Annotated in this window: 24 protein-coding genes, 7 tRNA genes and 1 pseudogene; 7 read left to right on the plus strand and 25 right to left on the minus strand. The window is 50.7% G+C overall.

The window, feature by feature from the left end:
* Positions 1-181 (plus strand): hypothetical protein (locus tag BZG74_RS15785; RefSeq protein WP_235605682.1); only part of this gene is annotated, 181 nt, incomplete at its 5' end.
* 88 nt (positions 182-269) lie between these two features.
* Complete coding sequence (locus tag BZG74_RS00010; protein ID WP_201247338.1) at positions 270-980, plus strand: hypothetical protein; 711 nt, start codon at positions 270-272, stop codon at positions 978-980.
* Here BZG74_RS00010 and BZG74_RS00015 read toward each other — a convergent pair.
* Positions 958-1863 carry a DNA adenine methylase gene (locus BZG74_RS00015; protein WP_077770824.1) on the minus strand — a complete coding sequence of 302 codons (906 nt, stop codon included), beginning with the start codon at positions 1861-1863 and terminating at the stop codon, positions 958-960. The two genes, BZG74_RS00010 and BZG74_RS00015, sit on opposite strands and share 23 nt — an antisense overlap.
* 121 nt (positions 1864-1984) lie before the next feature.
* Positions 1985-2185 (minus strand): annotated as a pseudogene (locus tag BZG74_RS15725) (magnesium chelatase domain-containing protein); the annotation flags it as partial.
* Between the two features lie 491 nt (positions 2186-2676).
* Between BZG74_RS15725 and ilvG the strand changes: the two are divergent.
* From ilvG to ilvA, 5 genes are read left to right on the plus strand one after another with little or no spacing between them, the layout of a single operon-like run.
* Positions 2677-4323 (plus strand): acetolactate synthase 2 catalytic subunit, encoded by a 1647-nt coding sequence (gene ilvG / locus BZG74_RS00025; RefSeq protein WP_077770825.1) that lies wholly within the window; start codon positions 2677-2679, stop codon positions 4321-4323.
* Positions 4320-4577, plus strand: coding sequence for an acetolactate synthase 2 small subunit (gene ilvM, locus BZG74_RS00030; RefSeq protein WP_077770826.1), 258 nt, complete (start codon positions 4320-4322; stop codon positions 4575-4577). The genes ilvG and ilvM overlap by 4 nt, the downstream gene beginning before the upstream one ends.
* Before the next feature lie 18 nt (positions 4578-4595).
* Positions 4596-5537: a branched-chain-amino-acid transaminase gene (ilvE, locus tag BZG74_RS00035; protein WP_077770827.1), complete on the plus strand. Its 942-nt coding sequence runs from the start codon at positions 4596-4598 to the stop codon at positions 5535-5537.
* 17 nt (positions 5538-5554) lie between these two features.
* Entirely contained in the window at positions 5555-7396 is a 1842-nt protein-coding gene (ilvD, locus tag BZG74_RS00040; RefSeq protein ID WP_077770828.1) for a dihydroxy-acid dehydratase, read from the plus strand.
* 2 nt (positions 7397-7398) lie between these two features.
* On the plus strand, positions 7399-8958 hold the full coding sequence (ilvA, locus tag BZG74_RS00045) for a threonine ammonia-lyase, biosynthetic (RefSeq protein WP_077770829.1): 1560 nt from the start codon (positions 7399-7401) through the stop codon (positions 8956-8958).
* Between the two features lie 48 nt (positions 8959-9006).
* On the opposite strand, the gene BZG74_RS00050 is transcribed toward ilvA, so the two are convergent.
* From BZG74_RS00050 to BZG74_RS00160, 23 genes are all read right to left on the minus strand, one after another.
* The gene (locus BZG74_RS00050) at positions 9007-9378 is read right to left on the minus strand and encodes a helix-turn-helix domain-containing protein (RefSeq protein ID WP_077770830.1); all 372 of its coding nucleotides are present in this window, start codon (positions 9376-9378) and stop codon (positions 9007-9009) included.
* A gap of 186 nt (positions 9379-9564) precedes the next feature.
* On the minus strand, positions 9565-9936 hold the full coding sequence (locus BZG74_RS00055) for a helix-turn-helix transcriptional regulator (protein WP_021022741.1): 372 nt from the start codon (positions 9934-9936) through the stop codon (positions 9565-9567).
* 279 nt (positions 9937-10215) lie between these two features.
* Positions 10216-12054 carry a glutamine--fructose-6-phosphate transaminase (isomerizing) gene (gene glmS / locus BZG74_RS00060; RefSeq protein WP_077770831.1) on the minus strand — a complete coding sequence of 613 codons (1839 nt, stop codon included), beginning with the start codon at positions 12052-12054 and terminating at the stop codon, positions 10216-10218.
* A gap of 21 nt (positions 12055-12075) precedes the next feature.
* A complete protein-coding gene (locus BZG74_RS00065) occupies positions 12076-12840 on the minus strand; it encodes a DeoR/GlpR family DNA-binding transcription regulator (RefSeq protein ID WP_077770832.1) in 765 nt (254 codons plus the stop codon).
* Between the two features lie 152 nt (positions 12841-12992).
* Positions 12993-13077 (minus strand) — tRNA-Leu (locus tag BZG74_RS00070).
* A 45-nt stretch (positions 13078-13122) separates the two neighbouring features.
* Positions 13123-13209 (minus strand) — tRNA-Leu (locus BZG74_RS00075).
* 41 nt (positions 13210-13250) lie between these two features.
* A tRNA-Met gene (locus BZG74_RS00080) sits at positions 13251-13327 on the minus strand.
* Between the two features lie 9 nt (positions 13328-13336).
* A tRNA-Gln gene (locus BZG74_RS00085) sits at positions 13337-13411 on the minus strand.
* A 35-nt stretch (positions 13412-13446) separates the two neighbouring features.
* A tRNA-Leu gene (locus tag BZG74_RS00090) sits at positions 13447-13531 on the minus strand.
* A 42-nt stretch (positions 13532-13573) separates the two neighbouring features.
* A tRNA-Arg gene (locus tag BZG74_RS00095) sits at positions 13574-13650 on the minus strand.
* A gap of 2 nt (positions 13651-13652) precedes the next feature.
* A tRNA-Gln gene (locus tag BZG74_RS00100) sits at positions 13653-13727 on the minus strand.
* 118 nt (positions 13728-13845) lie between these two features.
* Positions 13846-15204, minus strand: a complete 1359-nt coding sequence (gene glmU, locus BZG74_RS00105; RefSeq protein ID WP_077770833.1) for a bifunctional UDP-N-acetylglucosamine diphosphorylase/glucosamine-1-phosphate N-acetyltransferase GlmU — start codon at positions 15202-15204, stop codon at positions 13846-13848.
* Between the two features lie 155 nt (positions 15205-15359).
* Positions 15360-15782 carry a F0F1 ATP synthase subunit epsilon gene (locus BZG74_RS00110; protein ID WP_046074864.1) on the minus strand — a complete coding sequence of 141 codons (423 nt, stop codon included), beginning with the start codon at positions 15780-15782 and terminating at the stop codon, positions 15360-15362.
* A 19-nt stretch (positions 15783-15801) separates the two neighbouring features.
* Positions 15802-17205, minus strand: a complete 1404-nt coding sequence (gene atpD / locus BZG74_RS00115) for a F0F1 ATP synthase subunit beta (RefSeq protein WP_077770834.1) — start codon at positions 17203-17205, stop codon at positions 15802-15804.
* A 36-nt stretch (positions 17206-17241) separates the two neighbouring features.
* Entirely contained in the window at positions 17242-18108 is an 867-nt protein-coding gene (gene atpG, locus BZG74_RS00120) for a F0F1 ATP synthase subunit gamma (RefSeq protein WP_077770835.1), read from the minus strand.
* A 46-nt stretch (positions 18109-18154) separates the two neighbouring features.
* Positions 18155-19696 carry a F0F1 ATP synthase subunit alpha gene (atpA, locus tag BZG74_RS00125; RefSeq protein WP_077579390.1) on the minus strand — a complete coding sequence of 514 codons (1542 nt, stop codon included), beginning with the start codon at positions 19694-19696 and terminating at the stop codon, positions 18155-18157.
* 16 nt (positions 19697-19712) lie between these two features.
* Entirely contained in the window at positions 19713-20246 is a 534-nt protein-coding gene (gene atpH / locus BZG74_RS00130; RefSeq protein ID WP_077770836.1) for a F0F1 ATP synthase subunit delta, read from the minus strand.
* Between the two features lie 15 nt (positions 20247-20261).
* The gene (gene atpF, locus BZG74_RS00135) at positions 20262-20732 is read right to left on the minus strand and encodes a F0F1 ATP synthase subunit B (protein WP_046074859.1); all 471 of its coding nucleotides are present in this window, start codon (positions 20730-20732) and stop codon (positions 20262-20264) included.
* A gap of 52 nt (positions 20733-20784) precedes the next feature.
* Complete coding sequence (atpE, locus tag BZG74_RS00140) at positions 20785-21036, minus strand: F0F1 ATP synthase subunit C (protein ID WP_025672872.1); 252 nt, start codon at positions 21034-21036, stop codon at positions 20785-20787.
* A 70-nt stretch (positions 21037-21106) separates the two neighbouring features.
* Positions 21107-21895, minus strand: a complete 789-nt coding sequence (gene atpB / locus BZG74_RS00145; protein ID WP_046074858.1) for a F0F1 ATP synthase subunit A — start codon at positions 21893-21895, stop codon at positions 21107-21109.
* 8 nt (positions 21896-21903) lie between these two features.
* Positions 21904-22293: a F0F1 ATP synthase subunit I gene (locus tag BZG74_RS00150; protein WP_077770837.1), complete on the minus strand. Its 390-nt coding sequence runs from the start codon at positions 22291-22293 to the stop codon at positions 21904-21906.
* Between the two features lie 180 nt (positions 22294-22473).
* Positions 22474-23364, minus strand: a complete 891-nt coding sequence (locus BZG74_RS00155) for a ParB/RepB/Spo0J family partition protein (RefSeq protein ID WP_077770838.1) — start codon at positions 23362-23364, stop codon at positions 22474-22476.
* 8 nt (positions 23365-23372) lie between these two features.
* Complete coding sequence (locus tag BZG74_RS00160) at positions 23373-24170, minus strand: ParA family protein (RefSeq protein ID WP_046074855.1); 798 nt, start codon at positions 24168-24170, stop codon at positions 23373-23375.
* Between the last annotated feature and the right edge of the window lie 11 nt (positions 24171-24181).

Below are 24181 nucleotides of genomic sequence, written 5' to 3' on the forward strand. Positions count from 1 at the left end.
AGATAACAAAAGCAATAAACTAAAACATAAGGCAGTAAGAACAGCAATAAAAACATTGGAGAAAAATGATTTTTTAAAAAGTTGTGAATATAATCGAGAAAAAAAAGTTTTTAATATAAGGGTCGGAGATATAAAAACAAAAGAACTATCTAAAAGCTTAGATTTTGACCCTTTCTGTTAATGATTTTGATTATCATTTTCACCATAAGATTATGGTCCAAATTATAAAAAAAGTTTGATAAGCTACATTCTTTTGAAGGATGTTGCATATGACAAATATAGATCCAAGAATCTTGGCATTAGCTGAAAAAGTCACAGCTAAACGTGCCAGAATCGTAATTGACCATATAATTGCTCACGGTTATGTCTCTACAGAAGAATTGAAAGAGATTTATGGATATGACCATCCGCCCAGAGCAGCCCGAGATGTAAGAGAAAACGGAATACCTCTTGAAACATTCAAAGTATTAGATAAGCAAGGTAGAAAAATCGGAGCATATCGCTTTGGTGATCCAAGCAAAATAGAGGGGCATAAGTTAGCAGGAAGACAAACTTTCTCTAAAGGTTTGAAAAATAAACTAATTGAAATGTATGGAGAAAAGTGTGCAGTATCTGGGATCCCATTTGAGGGCAGATATTTACAGATAGACCATCGTATTCCTTACGAAGTTGCAGGGGATGATGCCGCAGGGGAAAACGCACCAGATAGATTTATGCTTTTAAGCGGATCAGCTCAAAGACAAAAATCTTGGGAGTGTGAAAAATGCCCAAACCTCAGAGGATCAAAAGATCAGTCTGTTTGTAGCTCCTGCTATTGGGCTTATCCAGAAAACTATACTCACGCAGCTACAAGACCGATTAGAGTCTTAAACCTTGGCTTTAGCGGTCAAGATGTAGATATCTATGACCACTTAAGCGAAGAAAGTAAAAGAACTGGAATAAGTATTCAGGATTTAGTTATACAGCGGCTGAAAGTTTAGTTGCTTCAATTTTTGCGACTAATGCAGGAGATAAATATAGAGACTCCAATGTCTTATCTTCTCTGCCTAAGAGTATTGCCTGTGAAGATCTTCCAGCATCTAACATCGTCTTTCTAAGTCTTAAATGCTCTGGAAGATCTTTACCATATGACTTATCACCGCAAACACCATCAAAAGATAGTAAATAAGGTACATCTCGCTTATTCAGCTCTTCAAGCTCACCTATCAATTCATCAATTTGTAGGGTAAAAGCATATCTTGTATCTTTTTTTGTACTTGTTCCTTGCCAAGGAGGATCCATATAAATCAGATCATTATTTGTTGCTTTTGATGTGACGCTCTTAAAGTCTTCACTAAAGAGACTACTCTTACCTTGTAATATTTTAGATGCACCAAAAATATTGGATCTCATTTTGCTTGGTGCAGTGCCCTTTCTTCTTTTATCTGGTGATTGATTAAACTCACCATTGGAATTAAACCTAACGGCATTTTTTACACAACGAGCCAAAAGATATAGAAGCTTCGCAGAGTCATTATCTCTATTAAAGAGTGTTCTTATCTCCATAAAATGATCATAAGAATAAGATATTGGCTCTACATCATTACTACTTGGTATTTGTCCCTCCCAAACAGCTTCATATCTATCAGCCGCTGACGCTGGTGAGTTAATGATTAGATCCCATAAATCCATTATTGGAGCGTATTTATCATTTAACACATACTTATTAGCAACCCCTTTCGCAGCAGCGGCTAACGTTATCGCACCAGATCCAGAAAATGGTTCATAAAACGTATCAATATCAATTCCCTCTACATGTTGGAGAATTGCATCTGCAAGTTTTCTTTTACTTCCTTGATAGGGCATAACATGGGGCACTTTCATAAACTTCAACCGTTAAGGACCTGTATATAAAAACAGTATTACATAAATTATCTCGATAGTATATCAAATTGACACTTAGTAAGGCATCTTCAGATACTTTATTCCTGTTTTTCTTGCATAGCACTGTGATACGACGAGAAGGGAACTCGAAATTCGATGTGACTATCGCACTTCTTACTCTGTCCCGCGCTTCTTTTACCGTGGTCTCCGGCAGCCCCACCAGCGCAAACCCAGGTAAGCCATTGGATATATGCACTTCCACCGTCACACTTGGGGCTTGCACGCCGACACAGGCTCGACTGTGCACTATCGCTAATGCCATTTTCTCTCCACGTTACCCTGTTTAACCACTATGAAACCCGACTCTTATAGTGCCGAGCCATTTTATGATTAAGAGTATTTTTTTCTTGTCATGCGAGTGAGGTCTGTGATACCACTACAAATGCACAACAATTAAACACAAGACTCGGCGACAGATCGGGTTCGTGACTGACCTGTAACAAGCAGGCATAAACAAAAAACACTATTAACAAAAAGCCCATAAAATGGGCTGACAACGACAAAAGACAGACAAATGCTTAACTTCGCTATCGTCCTAATTATTCGCCTCATCGTGGTCATTATTCCGCGAGGGGTTTAGGTACGCGAAATACAGCAACAACATCGCAACCAAGCCCCCGCAACCAACAGGTTCGGGGGCTTTTTTCATTCATGTGGCGATAGCCACGCGACAACGGAAGCAACAATGATGGAGAGCGCAGAGACAGATCATTTGCCCGCCTGCCCTCCCCGTTCATTCGGGGAGGGACGAACATGACAGGTGCACAATGGGTTGTGGAAGCCTTACGCCAACAAGGCGTTGAAACCGTATTTGGGTATCCAGGTGGTGCGATCATGCCTGTGTACGATGCCCTCTATGATGGTGGAGTTGAGCATATTTTATGTCGCCACGAGCAAGGCGCGGCGATGGCCGCCATCGGGTATGCCCGTGCCAGTGGCCGTCCTGGTGTCTGCCTTGCTACATCAGGGCCGGGCGCCACTAACTTAGTCACCGGGCTTGCCGATGCAATGATGGACTCAGTGCCTGTGGTCGCGATCACCGGCCAAGTTGCTAGCCCACTGATAGGAACGGATGCGTTTCAAGAGATCGATGTCCTCGGCTTATCACTCGCCTGCACCAAACACAGTTTTCTGGTCACTGATCCGACTGAGCTCACCAGCACCTTAGCGCAGGCATTCGAGGTAGCACAATCCGGCCGTCCAGGCCCAGTATTGGTGGATATTGCCAAAGATGTGCAGCAAGCACTGATCCCACACACAGAAGCTCAGGTTCGTACCGCAGACGCTGACGCTGTCGACAGTCAAGCACTCGACAAAGCCAACACCCTTATCCGCACCAGTCAGCGCCCTATGGTCTATCTCGGCGGTGGCGTGGTACTCGGTAAAGCCACCGAGGCATTACGCGATTACTTGGCGCGCAGTAAGCTCCCGGTGGTAAGCACACTAAAAGGCTTGGGCACGGTTGAATCAAACTATCCGCATTACCTTGGGATGCTCGGTATGCATGGCACTAAAGCGGCGAACCTCGCGGTGCAGGCGTCCGACTTACTGATTGTGGTTGGTGCACGTTTCGATGACCGGGTGACCGGCAAGCTCGATACCTTCGCCCCTCACGCCAACGTGGTGCACCTTGATATTGATGCGGCCGAAATCAATAAACTACGTCGTGCACAAGCGCCAGTATGTGCCCCGCTCAATCAAGTACTCCCTGCACTCGCATGCCCTGATACGTCACCAGCATGGCGTGAGCAAATCACTGAATGGCAAACCACTCACGCGTGGCGCTACGACCACCCTGGCGAGGCCATCTACGCGCCTGCTTTACTCAAATACTTATCCGATAGCATGCCGGCAAACACCGTCGTTGCCACCGATGTGGGTCAACACCAAATGTGGGTCGCGCAACATGTTCGCCCCTCTCGACCTGAGAATCTGCTGACCTCCGCAGGACTGGGCACCATGGGATTTGGCTTGCCTGCCGCGATGGGTGCCAAAGTGGCTCGCCCCGAGGATGAAGTGGTGTTGGTGTCCGGAGATGGCTCATTCATGATGAATGTCCAAGAGCTGGGCACGCTGAAGCGTCGCGGGATCGGGGTGAAAATTATCCTACTGGATAATCAGCGTTTGGGCATGGTGCGCCAGTGGCAACAACTGTTTTTTGACCAACGTTATAGTGAAACAGATCTGTCTGATAACCCGGACTTTCTCACCCTAGCGCGCGCCTTTGACATTCCTGGACACAGTATCCAGCGCAAAGACGAGGTCGAGGACGCGCTCAACACCTTGATGGCACATCAAGGCCCGTATTTGCTGCATGTTGCCATTGATGAAATGGAAAACGTATGGCCGCTGGTGCCACCCGGCGCGGCAAACCAACAAATGATGGAGCAAGACTTATGATGCAACACCAGTTTTCAATTCATGCGACCCACAGTCCTGAACTACTTGAACGTGTTTTGCGTGTGATCCGTCATCGCGGCTTTACGGTTTGCCAATTCAATATGTCTCAGCCCACGGACAACGGCCACGTAATTTTTGATGTCACCGTCGAAAGCCAAAGAGCGATCGAGACCTTGCGACCACAACTGACTAAGCTATGGGACGTGGCTGAGGTAATGATGTCCTCATCCCAGCAACAATCCCTACGCGCATAACCAAAAAGGAAGAAAAGAATGTCGACAAATACCGCTGATTACATTTGGTCTAACGGTGAAATGATCGCTTGGCAGGATGCCACCGTGCACGTACTCACACACGCGATGCACTATGGTACCTCGGTGTTCGAGGGGATCCGCTGCTATGACACACCGAACGGCCCAGTGGTGTTTCGCCATCGCGAGCACATGCAGCGCCTGAAAGACTCTGCCAAAATTTATCGTTTTCCGATTCCCTACAGCGTCGACGCGCTGATGGAAGCGTGCCGTGAAACCTTACGCGTGAACCAGCTACGTTCCGCATATATTCGTCCGCTTGGCTATGTGGGCAACGTGGGCTTAGGGGTCTGCCCCCCACCTGATACACAAATGGACATCATTATCGCCGCGTTTAGTTGGGGGAGCTACTTAGGTGAAGAAGCCCTCGCCCAAGGGGTAGATGCCATGGTATCAAGCTGGAACCGTGCCGCACCCAATACCATTCCGACCGCCGCCAAAGCCGGCGGGAACTATTTATCATCCCTCTTAGTGGGGGGGGAAGCGCGTCGCCACGGCTATGCCGAGGGCATTGCCTTGGATGTACGCGGCTACCTGTCCGAAGGGGCCGGTGAGAACCTCTTTATCATTAAAAATGGTGTGATCAGCACGCCACCGGCCACCAGCGCCATTTTGCCCGGGCTCACGCGTGACGCCATCATCACGCTGGCGAAAGAGAAAGGGCTCACCATTTGCGAAGAGCCAATTGCGCGTGAAGCATTGTATTTGGCCGATGAAGTCTTTATGACCGGCACCGCCGCAGAAATCGTGCCTGTGCGTAGCGTTGATCAGATCACTGTCGGTGAGGGTCAACGTGGCCCAATCACCGCCTCACTACAGCAAGCCTTCTTTGGCTTGTTTGATGGTACCACCGAAGACAAATGGGGCTGGCTTGACCCGGTTTACCCAGACCAGAGCGCATAAGGCAAAGGAGTCGTAATATGCCAACCTATCGTTCCAAAACTACTACCCATGGTCGCAACATGGCTGGCGCGCGTGCATTATGGCGCGCCACCGGCGTAAAAGATGATGATTTCGGCAAACCGATTATCGCCGTCGTCAACTCATTTACCCAGTTTGTGCCTGGCCATGTCCATCTCAAAGACATGGGTCAGCTGGTCGCAAAGGAAATCGAAAAAGCAGGCGGCATCGCCAAAGAGTTCAATACCATCGCCGTTGATGATGGCATCGCCATGGGTCATGGCGGCATGCTGTACTCACTGCCTTCCCGTGAGATTATCGCAGACTCGGTCGAGTATATGGTCAATGCCCACTGTGCCGATGCCATGGTCTGTATTTCTAACTGTGACAAAATCACCCCGGGCATGTTGATGGCCTCGATGCGCCTCAATGTCCCGGTGATTTTTGTTTCCGGTGGCCCGATGGAAGCGGGGAAAACCAAGCTGTCCGATCAGATCCTCAAACTCGATCTGGTCGATGCCATGATGCAAGGTGCCAACCCGGATGTGTCCGATGAACAAAGCGAGCAAATTGAACGCTCCGCTTGCCCAACATGCGGGTCATGCTCCGGCATGTTTACCGCCAACTCGATGAACTGCCTCACTGAAGCACTGGGGCTAAGTCAGCCAGGTAATGGCTCGATGCTCGCCACCCATGCTGACCGTGAGCAGCTGTTCATCAACGCTGGCAAACGGATTGTCGGGCTGACCAAGCGCTATTATGAGCAAGACGATGACAGCATCCTGCCGCGCAATATCGCCAACCGCGCCTCGTTTGAAAACGCCATGGCGCTGGATATTGCCATGGGTGGGTCAACCAATACAGTCTTGCACCTGCTTGCGGCCGCGCAAGAAGGCGACGTCCATTTCGACATGGATGATATTGATCGTATGTCACGCCAAGTGCCTCACCTTTGTAAGGTAGCGCCATCGACACAGCAATATCACATGGAAGATGTACACCGTGCTGGCGGGGTAATGGGGATCCTGGGCGAACTTCAGCGCGCTGGCCTGCTAAACGTCGAGCAGCAAACCGTGCTGGGAATGAGCCTTAAAGAGCAACTGGCACAATACGACATTGTACAAACCGATGATGAAGCGATTAAAGCCTTCTATCGCGCCGGACCAGCGGGGATTCGTACCACCCAAGCCTTCTCGCAAAACTGTCGCTGGGACACCCTTGATGACGACCGCCAGTCTGGCTGTATCCGTGCCCATGAACATGCCTTTAGCCAAGATGGAGGATTAGCGGTGCTGCAAGGCAACATTGCGCTCAATGGGTGTATCGTCAAGACTGCTGGGGTCGATGAAAGCATTCTGACCTTTGAAGGTCCCGCGGTGGTGTTTGAAAGCCAAGACCACGCGGTGGATGCCATCCTTGGCGGTGAGGTAAAAGCCGGTGATGTGGTTGTTATCCGCTATGAGGGGCCGAAAGGGGGGCCAGGCATGCAAGAAATGCTCTACCCAACCACCTACTTAAAATCGATGGGATTGGGCAAATCCTGTGCGCTGCTCACCGATGGGCGCTTCTCTGGTGGTACCTCAGGGCTGTCGATTGGTCATGTCTCTCCAGAAGCGGCCAACGGCGGCACCATCGCATTAGTGGAAAACGGCGATCGTATTCGTATTGATATCCCTACCCGCGAAATCAGCCTGCTGGTGGACGAAGCAACACTGGCCACCCGCCGCGCAGAAGTGAACGCACGCGGTTGGAAGCCCAAAGACCGTCAACGCCAGGTCTCTTACGCGTTAAAAGCCTATGCTAGCCTTGCCACCAGCGCCGATAAAGGTGCGGTACGCGATCGCCGTAAATTGGAGGAGTAAGCATGCAACAGGCGCAACCCTCAACTGCACAACCGATGGACGGTGCTGATTATCTTAGGGATATCTTGCGCGCGCCTGTTTATGAAGTGGCAATGACCTCGCCACTTCAAACCATGAAGCGCTTATCTGAGCGCTTTGATAACCAGGTGCAGCTCAAGCGTGAAGACCGCCAACCGGTTCACTCGTTTAAGTTACGTGGCGCGCACAACATGATGGCACAACTGACTGACGCGCAAAAAAACGCCGGAGTGATTGCGGCCTCAGCCGGTAACCATGCCCAAGGTGTCGCCCTATCAGGTAGCCGTCTTGGGGTGAAAGCCACCATCGTGATGCCTCGTACCACGCCGGCGATTAAAGTCGACGCCGTGCGCGGCTTTGGCGGCCATGTGGTGCTACACGGCAACAACTTTGATGAAGCCAAAGGCATGGCACAACAGCTCGCCGACGAGCACGGTTATACGTTCGTACCGCCTTTTGATCATCCGCAGGTCATTGCCGGACAGGGCACGATCGGGCTGGAGCTGGTGCAACAAAATGGTCACCTTGATTATGTTTTCTTACCCGTTGGTGGTGGGGGTATCGCTGCGGGCGTGGCGGTACTTATTAAACAACTGATGCCCAATATCAAAGTGATCGGCGTCGAAGCCGAAGACTCCGCCTGCCTGCGTGCCGCACTAGACGCTGGCTACCCAGTGACGCTCGACAGAGTGGGCACCTTTGCCGACGGCGTGGCGGTCAAACGTATTGGCGATGAGTCTTTCCGGCTTTGTCAGCAATACTTGGATGACAGTATCACGGTGTCGAGTGATGCCATTTGTGCCGCGGTGCAAGACATTTTTGAAGATACACGCGCTATCTCTGAACCTTCTGGCGCTCTGGCACTGGCGGGCCTGAAACACTATGTGGAAAAACACCAGCTCAAAGGTAAACAGCTGGCAGCGGTGTTGTCGGGTGCCAACACCAATTTCCATTCGCTGCGCTATGTGTCTGAACGGGCGGAGCTTGGAGAGAAGCGTGAGGGTTTGCTGGCTGTCACTATTCCAGAACAAACGGGCGCTTTCTTCAATTTTTGTCAGATTCTGGGCGATCGCGCCGTCACCGAGTTTAACTACCGCTACGGAGATCAACACCTCGCCAACATCTTCGTCGGTGTCAGGCTCTTGGGGGGGCAAGAAGAACTGGACAATATTTTGCGCGATTTACGCCAAGCCGGTTACCCGGTAGAAGATTTGTCCGATGATGAAATGGCCAAAGTGCATGTGCGCTACATGATTGGTGGCCGACCATCTGCCAGCCTCAATGAGCGATTGTATAGCTTTGAGTTTCCGGAGTACCCCGGGGCATTACTGCACTTTTTGCAAACCTTGGGCACCCATTGGAACATTAGCTTATTTAACTACCGCAACCATGGCTCAGATTATGGCCGCGTGCTGTGCGGCTTTGAGATTGGCGATAAGGACTTACTCGCCTTTACCGCCCACCTGCGCGAGCTCGGGTATGAGTGGAAAGACGAAACCGCTAACCCCGCGTACCGTTTTTTCCTTTCAAAAACAGCCAGCTAAACGGAAAGCGCTCAACGAAAAAGCCCGACGTCAAGGTCGGGCTTTTCTTTACTTGCGTTGCTGCTCTGGGGTCAGCGAGACCACGTAGTCGGCAATGGACAGCGCGTTGTCCATCACCGTCTGTCGTGCCACTTGAGGTAATTGGCTCAGCAAGCTTGTCAATGCGGCTAAATCATCACGGTGAGAAAAGGCGATGTCGCGCTCATCCGTTTCGCCATGCACAAACCAGTTAAAGGGTCGACCGGTAATTTCCGCAATCATGACCAGCGCGAGGATTTTAGGATCCGTCTTCCCCGACTCCATGTCCAAATACGTCTGACGGGCGACACTCAAACGCTTCGCCATGTCTACTTGGGTTATCTTACTAAATTCCCGTGCTTCACGGATCCGTTGCGCCATGCGCGCGGTCGAAATCACCATGGTTCATGCCTCATTTCTGCTACCCGAACTGTATTAAACACAGCCCGTCACAACACCAACCCTGCATTATGCATGGCTCGGCAGGCGTATCATGGTGGCGCACACCGATAGTGTGACGCTACGCTGCTGATGCCTACCTCAGTAAGCAAGCACTTACCCGCATATCTAGTCGAGCAGGCAGTGCTTTTATGCGCGCTGGGCCGCCTTAGAATAGTTCACCAAGAACGAAGCCATGTTCACGCTTTGATTCAAAATCGCCGTGCGAGCTTCGTGCGGTAAGCGAGAGAAATGCTCAAGCAGGCGATTCACATCTTGCTTATACTGAACATCGTGCATTTCGACATCTTCGTCACCGTAGACAAACCACACTAATGGACGCTCAGTCAGCTCAGCGATGTTGGAAAGCATACGGACGCGCGGTTCTGTTTTACCGTTTTCAATGTCCAAATAGGTTTGGCGTGCTACGTTAAGCAACTTCGCCATTTTTACTTGGGTGATGCCTTTCCACTCACGTGCTTCTTTGATGCGTTTTGCTACTTGGGTTTTAGAATCAATCATTGCTTCCTCTCTACAACTGGTCGATGTTAGTCGTTATACCCTGAGTATGCACAATGTAGGCCAAGTTATTAGGCACCCATAAAACCTATAACAATCAAAATCTTATAAAACAGAATGGTATTCTGTTTAATTTTCCAGGCGACATGCCTGAGATTAAATGCAAAATGATTTGCATTTTGCAATAAAGTCTATGCAGATCGCATTTTCGTAGCAAAACAGCAGTAATTGATAAAAGATCAACCACGCCCCTAGTCAGGGCGTGGTGAATGTTGGGCAAGATTACTCAACCGTTACGGCTTTGGCAAGGTTGCGAGGCTGGTCGACGTCTGTGCCTTTGATCAAGGCTACATGATAAGACAATTGCTGCATCGGCACGGTGTAGAACACGGGGGCGATAATCTCATCGGCATGGGGCATGGCGATTATATTCATCCCCTCTTCCGGCGTAAAACCAGCGTCTTGATCGGCAAACACGTAGAGCTGGCCACCACGGGCGCGCACTTCTTCAATGTTTGATTTGAGCTTCTCCAACAACTCGTTGTTTGGCGCAATCACAATCACCGGCATATCGGCATCAATCAGTGCCAACGGGCCGTGTTTTAGCTCACCGGCAGCATAGGCCTCTGCGTGAATGTAAGAGATCTCTTTTAGCTTTAGCGCAGCTTCTACGGCAATTGGATAGTACTCTCCCCGCCCCAAGAAGAGGGCATGGTGCTTATCCGCAAAGTCTTGGGCTAATTGCTCAATCGCTTTATCAAAGGTCAACGCTTGCTCGATGCTAGAGGGCAGGTGATGTAGAGCATCGACAATCTCGCGCTCTTTATCACGACCAATCGACCCCTGCATTTTACCCAGCGCGGTAACCAGCATTAGCAGCGCAGACAGCTGGGTGGTAAAGGCTTTGGTCGATGCCACGCCGATTTCTGTCCCGGCGCGGGTCATAAAGGCGAGATCAGACTCGCGGACCAGTGATGAACCTGCCACATTACAAATCGCCATGGTCGCCATATAACCACGTTCTTTAGCCAAACGCAGTGCCGCTAAGGTGTCTGCGGTCTCACCAGATTGCGACAAGGTGATCAGCACGCTATTAGGGCGGGTGACAAACTGGCGATAGCGAAACTCAGAGGCGATTTCCACATCACAGCTTACCCCTGCCAGCGATTCAAACCAATAACGCGCCACCATGCCCGCGTTATACGAGGTACCACACGCGATAATTTGAATGTGCTGCGCTTTGGCGAGGATATCGCTGGCGCCATTACCGATGGCATCGACAATCACATGGTCACTGCCCAGGCGGCCTTCCATGGTATTGGTGAGCGCGGTGGGTTGCTCATAGATTTCTTTTTGCATGTAGTGGCGATATTGGCCTTTGTCAGCGGCGTCATACTGCGCACTCGCTTCATGCACCTCACGTTCCACCAATGTGCCCTCTTGGTTATAAATCGCCACCTCGCGGCGAGAAATATCGGCCACATCCCCTTCTTCAAGGTAGATAAAACGGCGGGTGACATTGAGCAGCGCCAGCTGATCAGAGGCAAGAAAGTTTTCACCAACCCCTAGGCCAATGACTAGCGGGCTTCCCGATCGAGCCGCAATCAGACGCTCAGGTTGGTTTTTATCCATCACCACGGTGCCGTAAGCACCTTCAAGCTGGCTCACCGTACGTTGGAATGCTTCGAGTAAGTCAGACGTTTGCTTTAGCTCCCAATCAACCAAATGCGCAATCACTTCAGTGTCGGTTTGCGAATGAAACTGATAACCACGCGCTTGCAGCTGTTCGCGTAAGCTGTGGTGATTTTCGATAATGCCGTTATGCACAATGGCAATATCATCGCCAGACATGTGTGGGTGCGCATTGGCTTCGCTTGGCTCACCGTGCGTTGCCCATCGCGTATGCGCAATCCCTGTGCCTCCAGCAGGGTTGGTGTCAGCCACTGCGTCCGAAAGCGCCGCCACTTTACCAAGACGACGCACGCGCGTGAGCTGCCCGGTAGCCGCATCGCTGATCGCAACCCCTGCCGAGTCATAACCGCGATATTCAAGGCGACGTAGCCCCTCTACTAAGATCTCGGCGACATCACGCTGGGCGACCGCCCCTACAATTCCACACATAGTCTTTCCTTACTGGTCTTATTACTGGTCAGCACAGATCACATCTGTACCGGTTTGTTCTATGGCGTGTTTCAGATCATCATCAAGCAAACTATCAGTAATCAGGGTGTCGATGCTTGACCACGCAAGCTCTAGATTAGGGATCCGACGACCGATTTTCTCTGACTCAATCATCACCACCACCTCACGCGCGACCTCCGCCATCACCCGCGTCAGGCCCGTCATTTCGTTAAAGGTCGTGGTACCGCGAGCCACATCAATGCCATCGGCACCGACAAAAAGCTGATCAAAGTCGTACGCACGTAAAGTTTGTTCCGCCACTTGGCCTTGAAACGATTCAGAATGGGTATCCCAGGTTCCGCCGGTCATCAGCAGCGTTGGCTCGTGTTCCAGCTCTCGAATGGCATTGGCCACTTGGAGTGAGTTAGTCATCACCACAAGGCCACGCTTCTTATTCAGTAAAGGGATCAAGGCCGCGGTGGTGGTGCCACTGTCGACCACAATACGGTTGTGGTCCCGAATGCGCGCAGCGGCGGCATCGGCGATGCTTTGCTTTTGTTTTGACACTTGGACTGCGTGCTCTGAGACCATTTCTTGTGGTACGGGCACCGCACCACCGTAACGGCGCAGCAATAAGCCATTTTTCTCCAGCTCCGCGAGATCTTTGCGGATAGTCACTTCAGAGGTTTCAAAGCGTTGCGAGAGTGCATCAACACTGACTTGGCCTTGCTCGGTGAGCAAAGTGACGATGGTATGGCGCCGTTGCTGAGTGTTTCGTTTCGACATATAACAACCAAAGTTTCGAATCGAAACTTATGGTAAAGAAAACAAAACAAAGATCAAGATAACAAGGGAAAAAGTGTGGCTAAACGGCGAGAAACATCATTCGGTAGGCAACAACAAAAAAAGCCCACCAGCGAATGCTGATGGGCTTAGTATGGTGCGGAAGGAGAGACTTGAACTCTCACACCTTGCGGCGCCAGAACCTAAATCTGGTGCGTCTACCAATTCCGCCACTTCCGCAAATTTATATGATAAGTCGGCGGGCGGGCCGAATATCAATTGTCTTGGTGCGGGGGGAGGGACTTGAACCCTCACGTCCTTTCGGACACTAGCACCTGAAGCTAGCGCGTCTACCAATTCCGCCACCGCCGCAAATCGGTGCGATTTACTGCGTTAGCAACAAATCGGAATAATGGTGGCTACGACGGGATTCGAACCTGTGACCCCATCATTATGAGTGATGTGCTCTAACCAACTGAGCTACGTAGCCAACCTAAAGTGGCTGGGGTACCAGGATTCGAACCTGGGAATGACGAGATCAAAACCCGTTGCCTTACCGCTTGGCGATACCCCAATTTTCATGCCGCTTAACGCCACATGTTTCAATAATGGTGCGGAAGGAGAGACTTGAACTCTCACACCTTGCGGCGCCAGAACCTAAATCTGGTGCGTCTACCAATTCCGCCACTTCCGCATTCCAAGTTGTTCATCTCACTTCATGGTAGTTGAAGAAAGATGGCGCGTCCGGGAGGATTCGAACCTCCGACCGCCTGGTTCGTAGCCAGGTACTCTATCCAGCTGAGCTACGGACGCGTTGGCTGGGGTACCAGGATTCGAACCTGGGAATGACGAGATCAAAACCCGTTGCCTTACCGCTTGGCGATACCCCAACTGAGGCGCGCATAATAGGCTGGTTTTTATCGGGAGTCAACACCTGATTTTACCAACCGCACAACTTTTCGCCTTTCAAGCTAAAAAGCGGCTTGTGCGCGCTCAACAGTCAGTATTCTACTTTTTTTTCGGCCGTTGCCAAGCCTCAATTGTCCTTGGTTTAGCACGAGTGATGATAAGTTGACCATCGGCGACATCTTTGCTGATGGTGCTTCCTGCCCCGACAGTCACCCCTTCGCCAATCACCACCGGCGCCACCAGCTGAGAATCCGAACCAATGAAGGCATTATCTTTAATCACGGTTTTATGTTTATTGGCACCATCGTAATTGCAGGTAATCACCCCAGCACCAATATTCACCCCTCTGCCGACCTCAGTATCACCCAGATAAGTCAGATGATTGGCTTTCGAGCCTTCACCCAAGTGAGACTTTTTCATCTCCACAAAGTTGCCCACATGAGCATCTCGCGCCATCTCAGCGCCCGGACGCAACCGCGTGAACGGACCAACGGTACAGTCTTCTCCAACACTGGCCCCTTCTATCACGCTGTACGGGCGCACCAATGTATTGTCATCAATCTCGCAATCAATCAGTACACTCCCGGCACCGATAGTCACGTTATCCCCTAAGGTCACACTCCCTTCGATAATCACATTGGCGTCGATGGTGACATCCTGTCCACATTGCAGCTGACCACGCAAGTCAAAACGGGCGGGATCTTTGAGCATCACACCACTGAGCAATAACTGTTCAGCCTGCATTTTTTGGTACTCTCGCTCAAGGCGCGAAAGCTGAAGGCGGTTATTCACCCCCTCCACTTCCACCGCACTCACAGGATGAACGGCTTGAATCGAGCGCCCTTGTTGATGCGCCAACGCAATCACGTCAGTGAGATAAAACTCACCTTGTGCATTGTTGTTATCAAGCTGCGACAACCAATAGCGTAAATCGCGTCCAGTGGCCACCAGCACACCGGTATTAATTTCAGTAATCGCAAGCTGGGGTTCAGTGGCATCTTTTTGCTCAACTATCGCGACCACTTCCCCGTTTTCACGCACAATACGGCCATAGCCAGTCGGATCGTCCTGATGCACCGTTAATAGACCAATCCCGCCTTCAGGCTGCCCTTCTAGCAAACGGGTTAGGGTTTGCTCTGAAATCAAGGGCACATCGCCATACAGCACCAACACCTGTTCATCATCCGCGAAGTGCGGCGCGGCTTGTTGCACGGCATGGCCGGTACCAAGTTGATCAGCCTGTAAGCACCAATTTACCGGTGAGTGCGCTAAAACGCGCTGCATTGTATCGCCACCATGACCATAAACTAGATGGATTTGCGAGGCGCCAAGGCCGTGACAGGTATCAATAACATGCTCAACCATTGGCTTGCCCGCCAGGGTATGAAGCACCTTAGGGGTTTGTGAATACATGCGCGTGCCCTTACCGGCCGCGAGAATAACTGCACTATATTGCATAGTCTTTCCGTGATAAAAGAGAGAGTTGTCTATTAAGTTGCCCTTAGTGTAACGCGTTTTAGCTTTCGCGCGAATCACAGCCTACAAGATGACCTTTGCAGATAATAAAAAAGCGACGCCGAAGCGTCGCTTTTATTCTCACCGTAAGTGCCTGATTAACGCTTGTGCTTGGTCAGCTCGATCACTCGAAGCTTCGCAATCGCCTTAGCCAGGTCACTGGCCGCTTGAGCAAAGTCGACGTCTTTATGCTGATTGTGGATTTTATCCTCAGCGCGGCGCTTCGCTTCTTCCGCCTTAGCTTGGTCCAGTTCTTCACCACGAATTGCGGTGTCAGCCAGCACAGTCACTGTGCCAGGCTGCACTTCAAGCGTGCCACCAGAGAGATAAATAATCTCTTCGCTACCGCCTTGTTTGACGATGCGAACCATGCCAGGCGTAATAGCGGTCAGCAGCGGTGTGTGTCCTGCGTGAATACCCAGTTCACCTTCGCTACCGGTCACCTGAATATGCTCAGCACGACCAGAGAACAGTTGTCGCTCTGCACTGACCACATCCAGATGGAAGGTTATCGCTGCCATATCGCCTCCTACTCAAGCCTTACAGGTTTTTCGCTTTTTCGAGCACTTCTTCAATGCTACCGCAGTACAGGAATGCCTGCTCTGGGATATCATCGTACTCACCACTTAGCAGGCCTTTGAAGCTTGCAATGGTATCTTTCAGCGAAACATAAACACCTGGCTGGCCGGTGAAGACTTCGGCGACGTGGTAAGGCTGGGTTAGGAAACGCTCAATCTTACGTGCACGTGCAACCGTCAGTTTATCTTCTTCAGACAGCTCATCCATACCCAGGATAGCAATGATGTCTTTCAGCTCTTTATAACGCTGAAGGACAGACTGTACGCCACGCGCCACATCATAGTGGTCTTGACCAACAACCAGAGGATCCAACATACGTGATGTAGAGTCCAATGGGTCGATCGCCGGGTACATACCCATAGACGCGATGTTACGTGACAATACGACCGTTGCATCCAAGTGGGCAAAGGTGGTGGCTGGTGACGGGTCAGTCAAGTCATCCGCAGGCACGTAAACAGCCTGTACCGAGGTGATAGAACCGGTACGGGTTGAGGTAATACGCTCTTGCAATACACCCATCTCTTCAGCCAGCGTTGGCTGGTAACCTACTGCCGATGGCATACGACCCAATAGGGCGGATACTTCGGTACCAGCAAGGGTGTAACGATAGATGTTATCGATGAACAGCAGTACATCACGGCCATCATCACGGAATTTTTCCGCCATGGTTAGGCCAGTCAGTGCTACACGCAGGCGGTTACCTGGTGGCTCGTTCATCTGACCATAAACCATGGCCACTTTTGACTCTTCGGGCTTCTCAATGTTTACAACACCGGCTTCCTGCATCTCGTAGTAGAAATCGTTACCCTCACGAGTACGCTCACCTACACCAGCGAATACAGACAGACCTGAGTGTTGCAGTGCGATGTTGTTGATAAGCTCCATCATGTTAACGGTCTTACCAACACCGGCACCACCGAACAGACCGATTTTACCGCCTTTCGCAAACGGGCAAATCAGGTCGATAACCTTTACACCGGTTTCCAAAAGTTCGGTTGCACTTGACTGCTCTTCATAGCTTGGCGCTTCACGGTGGATAGAGTAACGCTCTTTCTCACCCAGATCGCCACGCTCATCAATCGCGTCACCCAAAACGTTGACGATACGTCCCAGTGTGGCTTCACCCACAGGGACTTCGATTGCTTTACCTGTATTTTCTACTTCGATTCCACGACGCAGACCATCAGATGAGCCCATTGCGATGGCACGGACAACGCCACCACCAAGCTGCTGCTGAACTTCCAGCACCAGACGCTCGCCTTCACGTTTCACATTCAACGCATCATATACCTGAGGTACTGCGTCTTGTGGAAACTCTACGTCGACTACCGCACCGATGATCTGAACGATCTTACCTGTAGCCATCGTTATTCCTCTAAACTAGTTCGTTAACCCTTGCCTTTACACCGCACTTGCGCCAGAAACAATTTCTGACAGCTCTTGGGTGATCGCAGCCTGACGGGCTTTGTTGTAAACCAACTGCAGATCATCAATCAGATTCCCCGCATTATCGGTCGCAGCTTTCATTGCCACCATACGTGCCGCTTGCTCACTGGCGAGGTTCTCTACCACACCTTGATACACTTGCGATTCGGCATAGCGAACCAACAAGGTATCGAGCAACGGCTTCGGCTCAGGCTCATAGATATAATCCCAAGCGTGGCTGCGCTGCATCTCCTCGTCGTCTGACTTTGGCAAAGGCAGCAATTGATCGATCACTGGGGTCTGCACCATGGTGTTTTCAAATTTGTTGAAAACCAGGTACAAGCGGTCCAGCTCACCTTCATCATATTTTTTCAGCATCACCCCAACAGTACCGATGAGGTCTTCCAGTACTGGGGTGTCACCCAGGCCAGAAGTTTGTGCGACTACATTGCCGCCGTAGCTGTTAAAGAAAGCGGTGGCTTTCGCCCCAACCAATGCCATGTCGATTTCGGCACCTTTTTGGCTCCAGCTTTCCATATCGTTGATGGCACTTTTGAACAAGTTAATGTTCAGGCCACCACACAGTCCGCGGTCAGTAGAAATGATGATGTAACCAACGCGCTTGGCTTCCCGCTCTTCCAAATAAGGATGACGGTACTCCAAGTTACCCAGTGCAAGATGACCGATCACTTTGCGCATAGTGACAGCGTATGGACGTGACGACTCCATGGCTTCTTGCGTTTTACGCATTTTGGAGGCTGCCACCATTTCCATCGCTTTAGTGATCTTCTGTGTGTTTTTCACACTTCCGATCTTATTACGAATCTCTTTTGCGCCGGCCATAGTTACTCTCCATTAGTGGGCGACCACCTAAGTGGTCACCTACGTGTTACCAAGTCTGGGTCGCTTTGAAGTCGTCCAACAGCTTTTTCAGCTGTGCTTCAACGTCATCGTTGTAAGCACCAGACTCTTCAATTTGAGCAGCCAGGTCAGCGTACTGGCTTTTCGCAAAGGCCAGTAAGGAACGTTCAAAGTCACCGATCTTGTTCAGCTCAACATCTTCCAAGTAGCCTTTTTCAGCCGCGAAGATCACCAGTGCCTGCTCGAACACAGACATAGGCGCATATTGCATCTGCTTCATCAGCTCGGTCACTTTCTGACCGTGATCCAATTGCTTCTTGGTTGCGTCATCCAGATCAGAAGAGAACTGCGCAAACGCCGCAAGCTCACGATACTGTGCCAGTGCTGTACGGATACCGCCTGACAGTTTTTTCATGATCTTGGTTTGTGCAGAGCCACCCACACGCGATACCGAAATACCTGGGTCAACAGCTGGGCGAATACCCGCGTTAAACAACTCGGTTTGCAGGAAGATCTGACCGTCGGTGATCGAGATAACGTTGGTCGGTACGAACGCCGATACGTCACCCGCTTGCGTTTCAATGATAGGCAGGGCGGTCAACGAACCGGTTTTGCCTTTCACTTCACCTTTAGTGAACTCTTCCACATAGTGGGCGTTAACACGTGCCGCACGCTCAAGGAGACGTGAGTGCAAGTAGAAAACATCACCCGGGAAAGCTTCACGGCCTGGTGGACGACGCAGCAATAGCGAGATCTGACGGTAAGCAACAGCTTGCTTCGACAAATCATCGTAGACAATCAGGGCATCTTCACCGCGGTCACGGAAGTACTCACCCATTGCACAACCCGCGTAAGGCGCGAGGTACTGCAGGGCAGCCGCTTCAGAGGCCGACGCCACCACCACGATGGTGTTTTTCAGTGCGTCATGCTCTTCTAATTTGCGAACCACGTTGGCAATGGTCGATGCTTTCTGACCGATCGCGACGTAAATAGAGTAGATACCAGAATTTTTCTGGTTGATGATCGCATCGATCGCCAACGCCGTTTTACCGGTTTGGCGGTCACCGATGATCAGCTCACGCTGGCCTCGGCCGATAGGGATCATCGAGTCAACCGCTTTATAGCCAGTTTGTACAGGCTGATCAACCGATTGGCGTGCGATAACACCTGGGGCAATCACTTCGACTGGCGAGGTGGTTTTTGCCTCGATAGGCCCTTTGCCATCAATCGGCTCACCCAGAGTGTTCACCACGCGGCCCAACAGTTCAGGGCCAGTGGGTACTTCGAGGATACGACCCGTACCCGTTACCTTCATGCCTTCTTGCAGGTCCGAATAAGGACCCATTACAACCGCACCCACTGAGTCACGCTCAAGGTTCAATGCAAGTGCATAGCGGTTGCCAGGCAGTTCAATCATTTCACCTTGCATCGCATCAGCAAGGCCGTGAATGCGAATGATACCGTCGCTGACTGACACGATGGTACCTTCGTTGCGCGCTTCACTCACAACGTCGAATTTTTCGATACGTTGTTTGATCAGATCGCTAATTTCCGTGGAATTAAGTTGCATGCTCCAATTCCCCAAATCAAGACTGCAATGCATCGCTCAGGCGGCGCATACGGCCACTTACTGAGTTATCGATGACCAAGTCTCCAGCTCGAATAATAACCCCGGCAACCAGGGTTTCGTCTACACTACAGTTCAGCTTTACTTTGCGCTCAAGACGCGCGGCGAGCTTGTCACTGATGGCTTGTTGTTGCTCTTCGGAAAGAGCCGTCGCTGAAATCACTTGAACTTCAACTTCTTTTTCCAGTTCCAAACGCATTGCGAGGAACTGTTCACAAACCTCAGGAAGAGCTTTTAAGCGCTTGTTTTCAGCCATTACCTTAATCAGGTTTTGACCAAAAGCATTGAGCTGATCACCGCCAACTGTGATGAACATCTCTGCCAATGTGTCGGCAGAGAAAGAGGCATCCAACATATGTTGAACACGTTCATCACGGGCAATCTCAGCAGTAAAGGCGAGCATTTCAGCCCATTGAGCTAACTCGCCCTTTTCTACCGCAAAATCAAAGGCTGCTTTCGCGTAGGGGCGAGCGAGTGTTGTCAGTTCAGACATTGCTGCCCCTCCTTGTTACAGTTCTGCAGTGATTTTATCGAGAAGATCTTTATGAGCGTTCTCATCAATAGAGCGCTCAATAATTTTCTCGGCACCAATAACAGCGAGCGATGCAACTTGCTTACGCAGCTCATCGCGAGCACGGTTACGCTCGGCTTCTAGCTCGGCTTTACCCTGATTGAGGATATTGTCGCGCTCAGCAGCCGCTTCAGCACGTGCCTCATCGAGGATCTGTGCTTTGCGCTTATTGGCCTGCTCGATAATGTCAGTTGCGTTGCGCTTCGCTTCTTTCAATTGATCAGAAGCATTCGCCTGGGCCAAATCCAGGTCTTTGGCGGCGCGATCAGCCGCCGCGAGACCGTCAGCGATTTTTTTCTGACGCTCTTCAATCGCTTGCATCAATGGTGGCCATACATATTTCATGCAGAACCACACAAAGATAGTGAACGCGATTGCCTGGCCTAGCAGAGTTGCGTTGATATTCACAACGGCGCCTCCTTAATCATAAGCTAAAGGGTCTGTTCAGCTATTAGCCAGTTTACAGTTGACCTACGAATGGGTTCGCGAACGTGAACAGCAGTGCGATTACGATACCGATCATTGGAACCGCATCAAGAAGACCCGCGATGATGAACATCTTAACTTGCAGCATAGGAGCCATCTCAGGTTGACGTGCTGCACCTTCAAGGAATTTACCACCCAGCAGGGCGAAACCAATCGCAGTACCAAGGGAAGCAAGACCTACAATGATGCCCACGGCAATTGCAGAAAAGCTCAATAAAGTTTCCATCACTATCTCCAGTTTTCGTTGTCGGCTTTGAGCCAATAATGACTAACAAATTGCTTTCTAAAAAATGTCATCAATGATCTGAGTCTTCGTGTGCCTGCGAGAGATACACGATGGTCAACATCATAAAGACAAAGGCTTGAATCGTAATGACTAGAATGTGGAAGATTGCCCACGGCACAGAGCCCAGCCATTGCGCCCACCACGGCAACAAGGCCGCGATAAGAATAAATACCACCTCACCGGCAAACATGTTACCGAACAGACGCATCCCGAGTGAAATAGGCTTCGCCAGCAGCGAAACTATCTCCAACAGGAGGTTGAACGGAATCATGATAGGGTGATTGAACGGGTGTAGCGCCAGCTCTTTGGCAAAGCCACTCACACCTTTAATCTTGATGCTGTAGAAAATCATCAAGAAGAACACGCCCAGCGCCATCGCAAGGGTGATATTTACGTCTGCAGTTGGCACCACTTTCAAGTAAGGAATGCCTAACCAGTGTTCCGCCGGATACGGTAGAAAATCGATAGGGATTAAGTCCATCGTATTCATCAAGAATATCCAGACGAAGATAGTCAGGGCCAAAGGTGCGATCAGTGGATTTCGTCCATGGAAGGTTTCGCGGACGTTGTCATCAACGAACTCAACCAAGATCTCAACGAAGCACTGAAACTTACCCGGGACACCTGTCGATGCTTTCTTTGCCACCGATCGGAAAAGGCCTAGGAAGACAATACCGATGAGGACAGAGAAAAACAGGCTATCAATGTGAACCGCCCAAAACCCCTCACCGCTTGACAAGTGTGTCAGGTGGTGAGTGATATAGCCAGACGGTGTAAGCGCATCACCTGACGCAGCCATAACTCATCCTATTTGTTGTTGTTAATGAATAAAACTGGCGCGAGGATATTCATCCCTAATGCCAGCAAATAGGCCAGTTTGAGGGGAAGCAATTCCACCTCGACATACAGGTAAGCAAGGACAAACAAGACGACAGTCAGTGAAATTTTCAACACTTCACCGCTAAAGAAGGACGCGACTACGAATTTCGCAGCTCTTGCCCCACTAAAAAGGAAAGCACACGCCGCAAACGCAGCATTGGCAACCACAAAGATGCCTCCACCGATCAGCGCGGATTTTCCCCAGTCGACATTGATAGCAAGCGCCATCACGATTGCCGTTGCTAATACGACGCCAGCTTGCAAAAGCACCAATTTTGTCGCGATTTCACGACCCGGCCGCGCGAGCGTCGATACCATGTATTTGTTCCTCGATTCCGTTCCACTTAGCACTGTTGCCGTGCTGGGAAAACAGCAAAAATTATACGTTTCGCCCCAACTAATGCAATCGCATCGATGTAAAAAAGCGGGGAAAATTTTACAACAGAGTAACCTGATCACAGTAAGCGCTTTTATGTAACAAAAAGCGACTGGCATAGGTCACATTTCTTCGTCGAAAATTGCAAGAATTTGCGCTAATTTTTCAGATTCTTCAAAATTAATCACCAATTTCCCACTACCGTTTTTCTGTTGTGTTAACGCGACACTGGCTCCTAGCTTATCGCCAAGTCGTTGCTGGAGCGCTTCGACTTCAGGTGATAATTTAGGCTTTTCCGTCTCAACAGGCGGCGAAAGCATCTTTTTTACTAGTTTTTCTATCTGGCGAACCGTCATCTTTTTATTGACGGCGGTCAGCGCCGCATCGATTTGTGCGTCGCCTTCGAGCGCCAGCAGGGCACGTGCGTGACCCATCTCGAGTTGTTTGTTAAGCAGCAGTTGCCGCACACCGGGCTCCAACCCATTTAATCTCAGTAGATTACTAATGGTGGCCCGAGATTTACCGAGTGACTCCGCCAACTGTTGGTGAGTCAATTCAAATTCGTCGACCAAGCGCGCCAATGCCTGGGCTTCTTCCATCGCATTAAGGTTCTCGCGCTGGATATTCTCAATCAAGGCCACCGCGCTGGCGACCTTATCGCTCATCTCGCGCACCAAGCAGGGGACATTGTTAAGCCCGGCTTGCTTAGCGGCACGCCAACGACGCTCACCGGCAATGATCTCATAGCGTCCGGCTGCCACTTGACGGACAACCAAAGGCTGAATAATACCTTGCGCGCGGATGGACTCGGTTAACTCTTCCAGTGCCTCTTCAGCCATACCTTGACGTGGCTGATAGTGGCCTGGCTCCAACGCAGTAACGGGCAACTGCTGCAACTCGCTGTTACTCGTATTGGTGGACTCAGGGGAAGCTTGGGTGGATGACTGTGCATGTGCACTGGTCGCCAACAAGGCATCCAGGCCCTTTCCAAGACCGCGTTTCGCTGAATTCATTGTTTTCCTCAGGCATTGACAGCGTCTGGCGAGGAGCGTGCTTGCTCTTCGCGACGCAAGATTTCACCCGCAAGGGCGAGGTAGGCTTTGGCACCGCTCGATAATTTGTCGTAGTACATGGCGGGTCGGCCATGACTTGGCGCTTCCGCTAGCCGCACGTTGCGAGGAATCACCGTACGATACACCTTATCACCAAAGTGTTTTTTGATCTGATCCGATACTTCGGTCGCTAATCGGTTACGCGGATCGTACATGGTGCGCAGCACCCCTTCCACGTGAAGCTCAGCGTTGACCACACTGGCCAGCTTGCTGATGGTATCCATCAATGCGGTTAATCCCTCTAAGGCAAAGTACTCACACTGCATGGGAACCAACACAGAGTTGGCAGCAGTCATTGCGTTAATCGTCAGCAAGTTGAGCGAAGGTGGGCAATCGATAAAAATATAATCATAGCGATCCACCACAGGCTCAAGCATGGTGCGCAGGCGAACTTCGCGAGCGAAGACTTCCATCAGCTTAATTTCCGCCGCGGTCACGTCGCCATTGGCGGCAATCAGGTGATAGCTGCCTGCCGTGTCTTCCACCACCACTTGCTCAAACGGTGTGTCTTCAATTAAGAGGTCGTAGGCGGTGGCATGGACATCGTATTTATCCACCCCACTGGCCATGGTCGCGTTGCCCTGTGGGTCTAAATCAATCAGTAGCACCTTGCGATTGGTGGCAGCCAGTGACGCTGCAAGGTTAACACTGGTGGTGGTTTTCCCCACGCCGCCTTTCTGGTTTGCTACCGCGATAACTTTACCCACGTGCTCTCGAC

This window comes from Salinivibrio sharmensis (genome assembly GCF_001995985.1).
Taxonomy (GTDB): Bacteria; Pseudomonadota; Gammaproteobacteria; order Enterobacterales; family Vibrionaceae; genus Salinivibrio; species Salinivibrio sharmensis.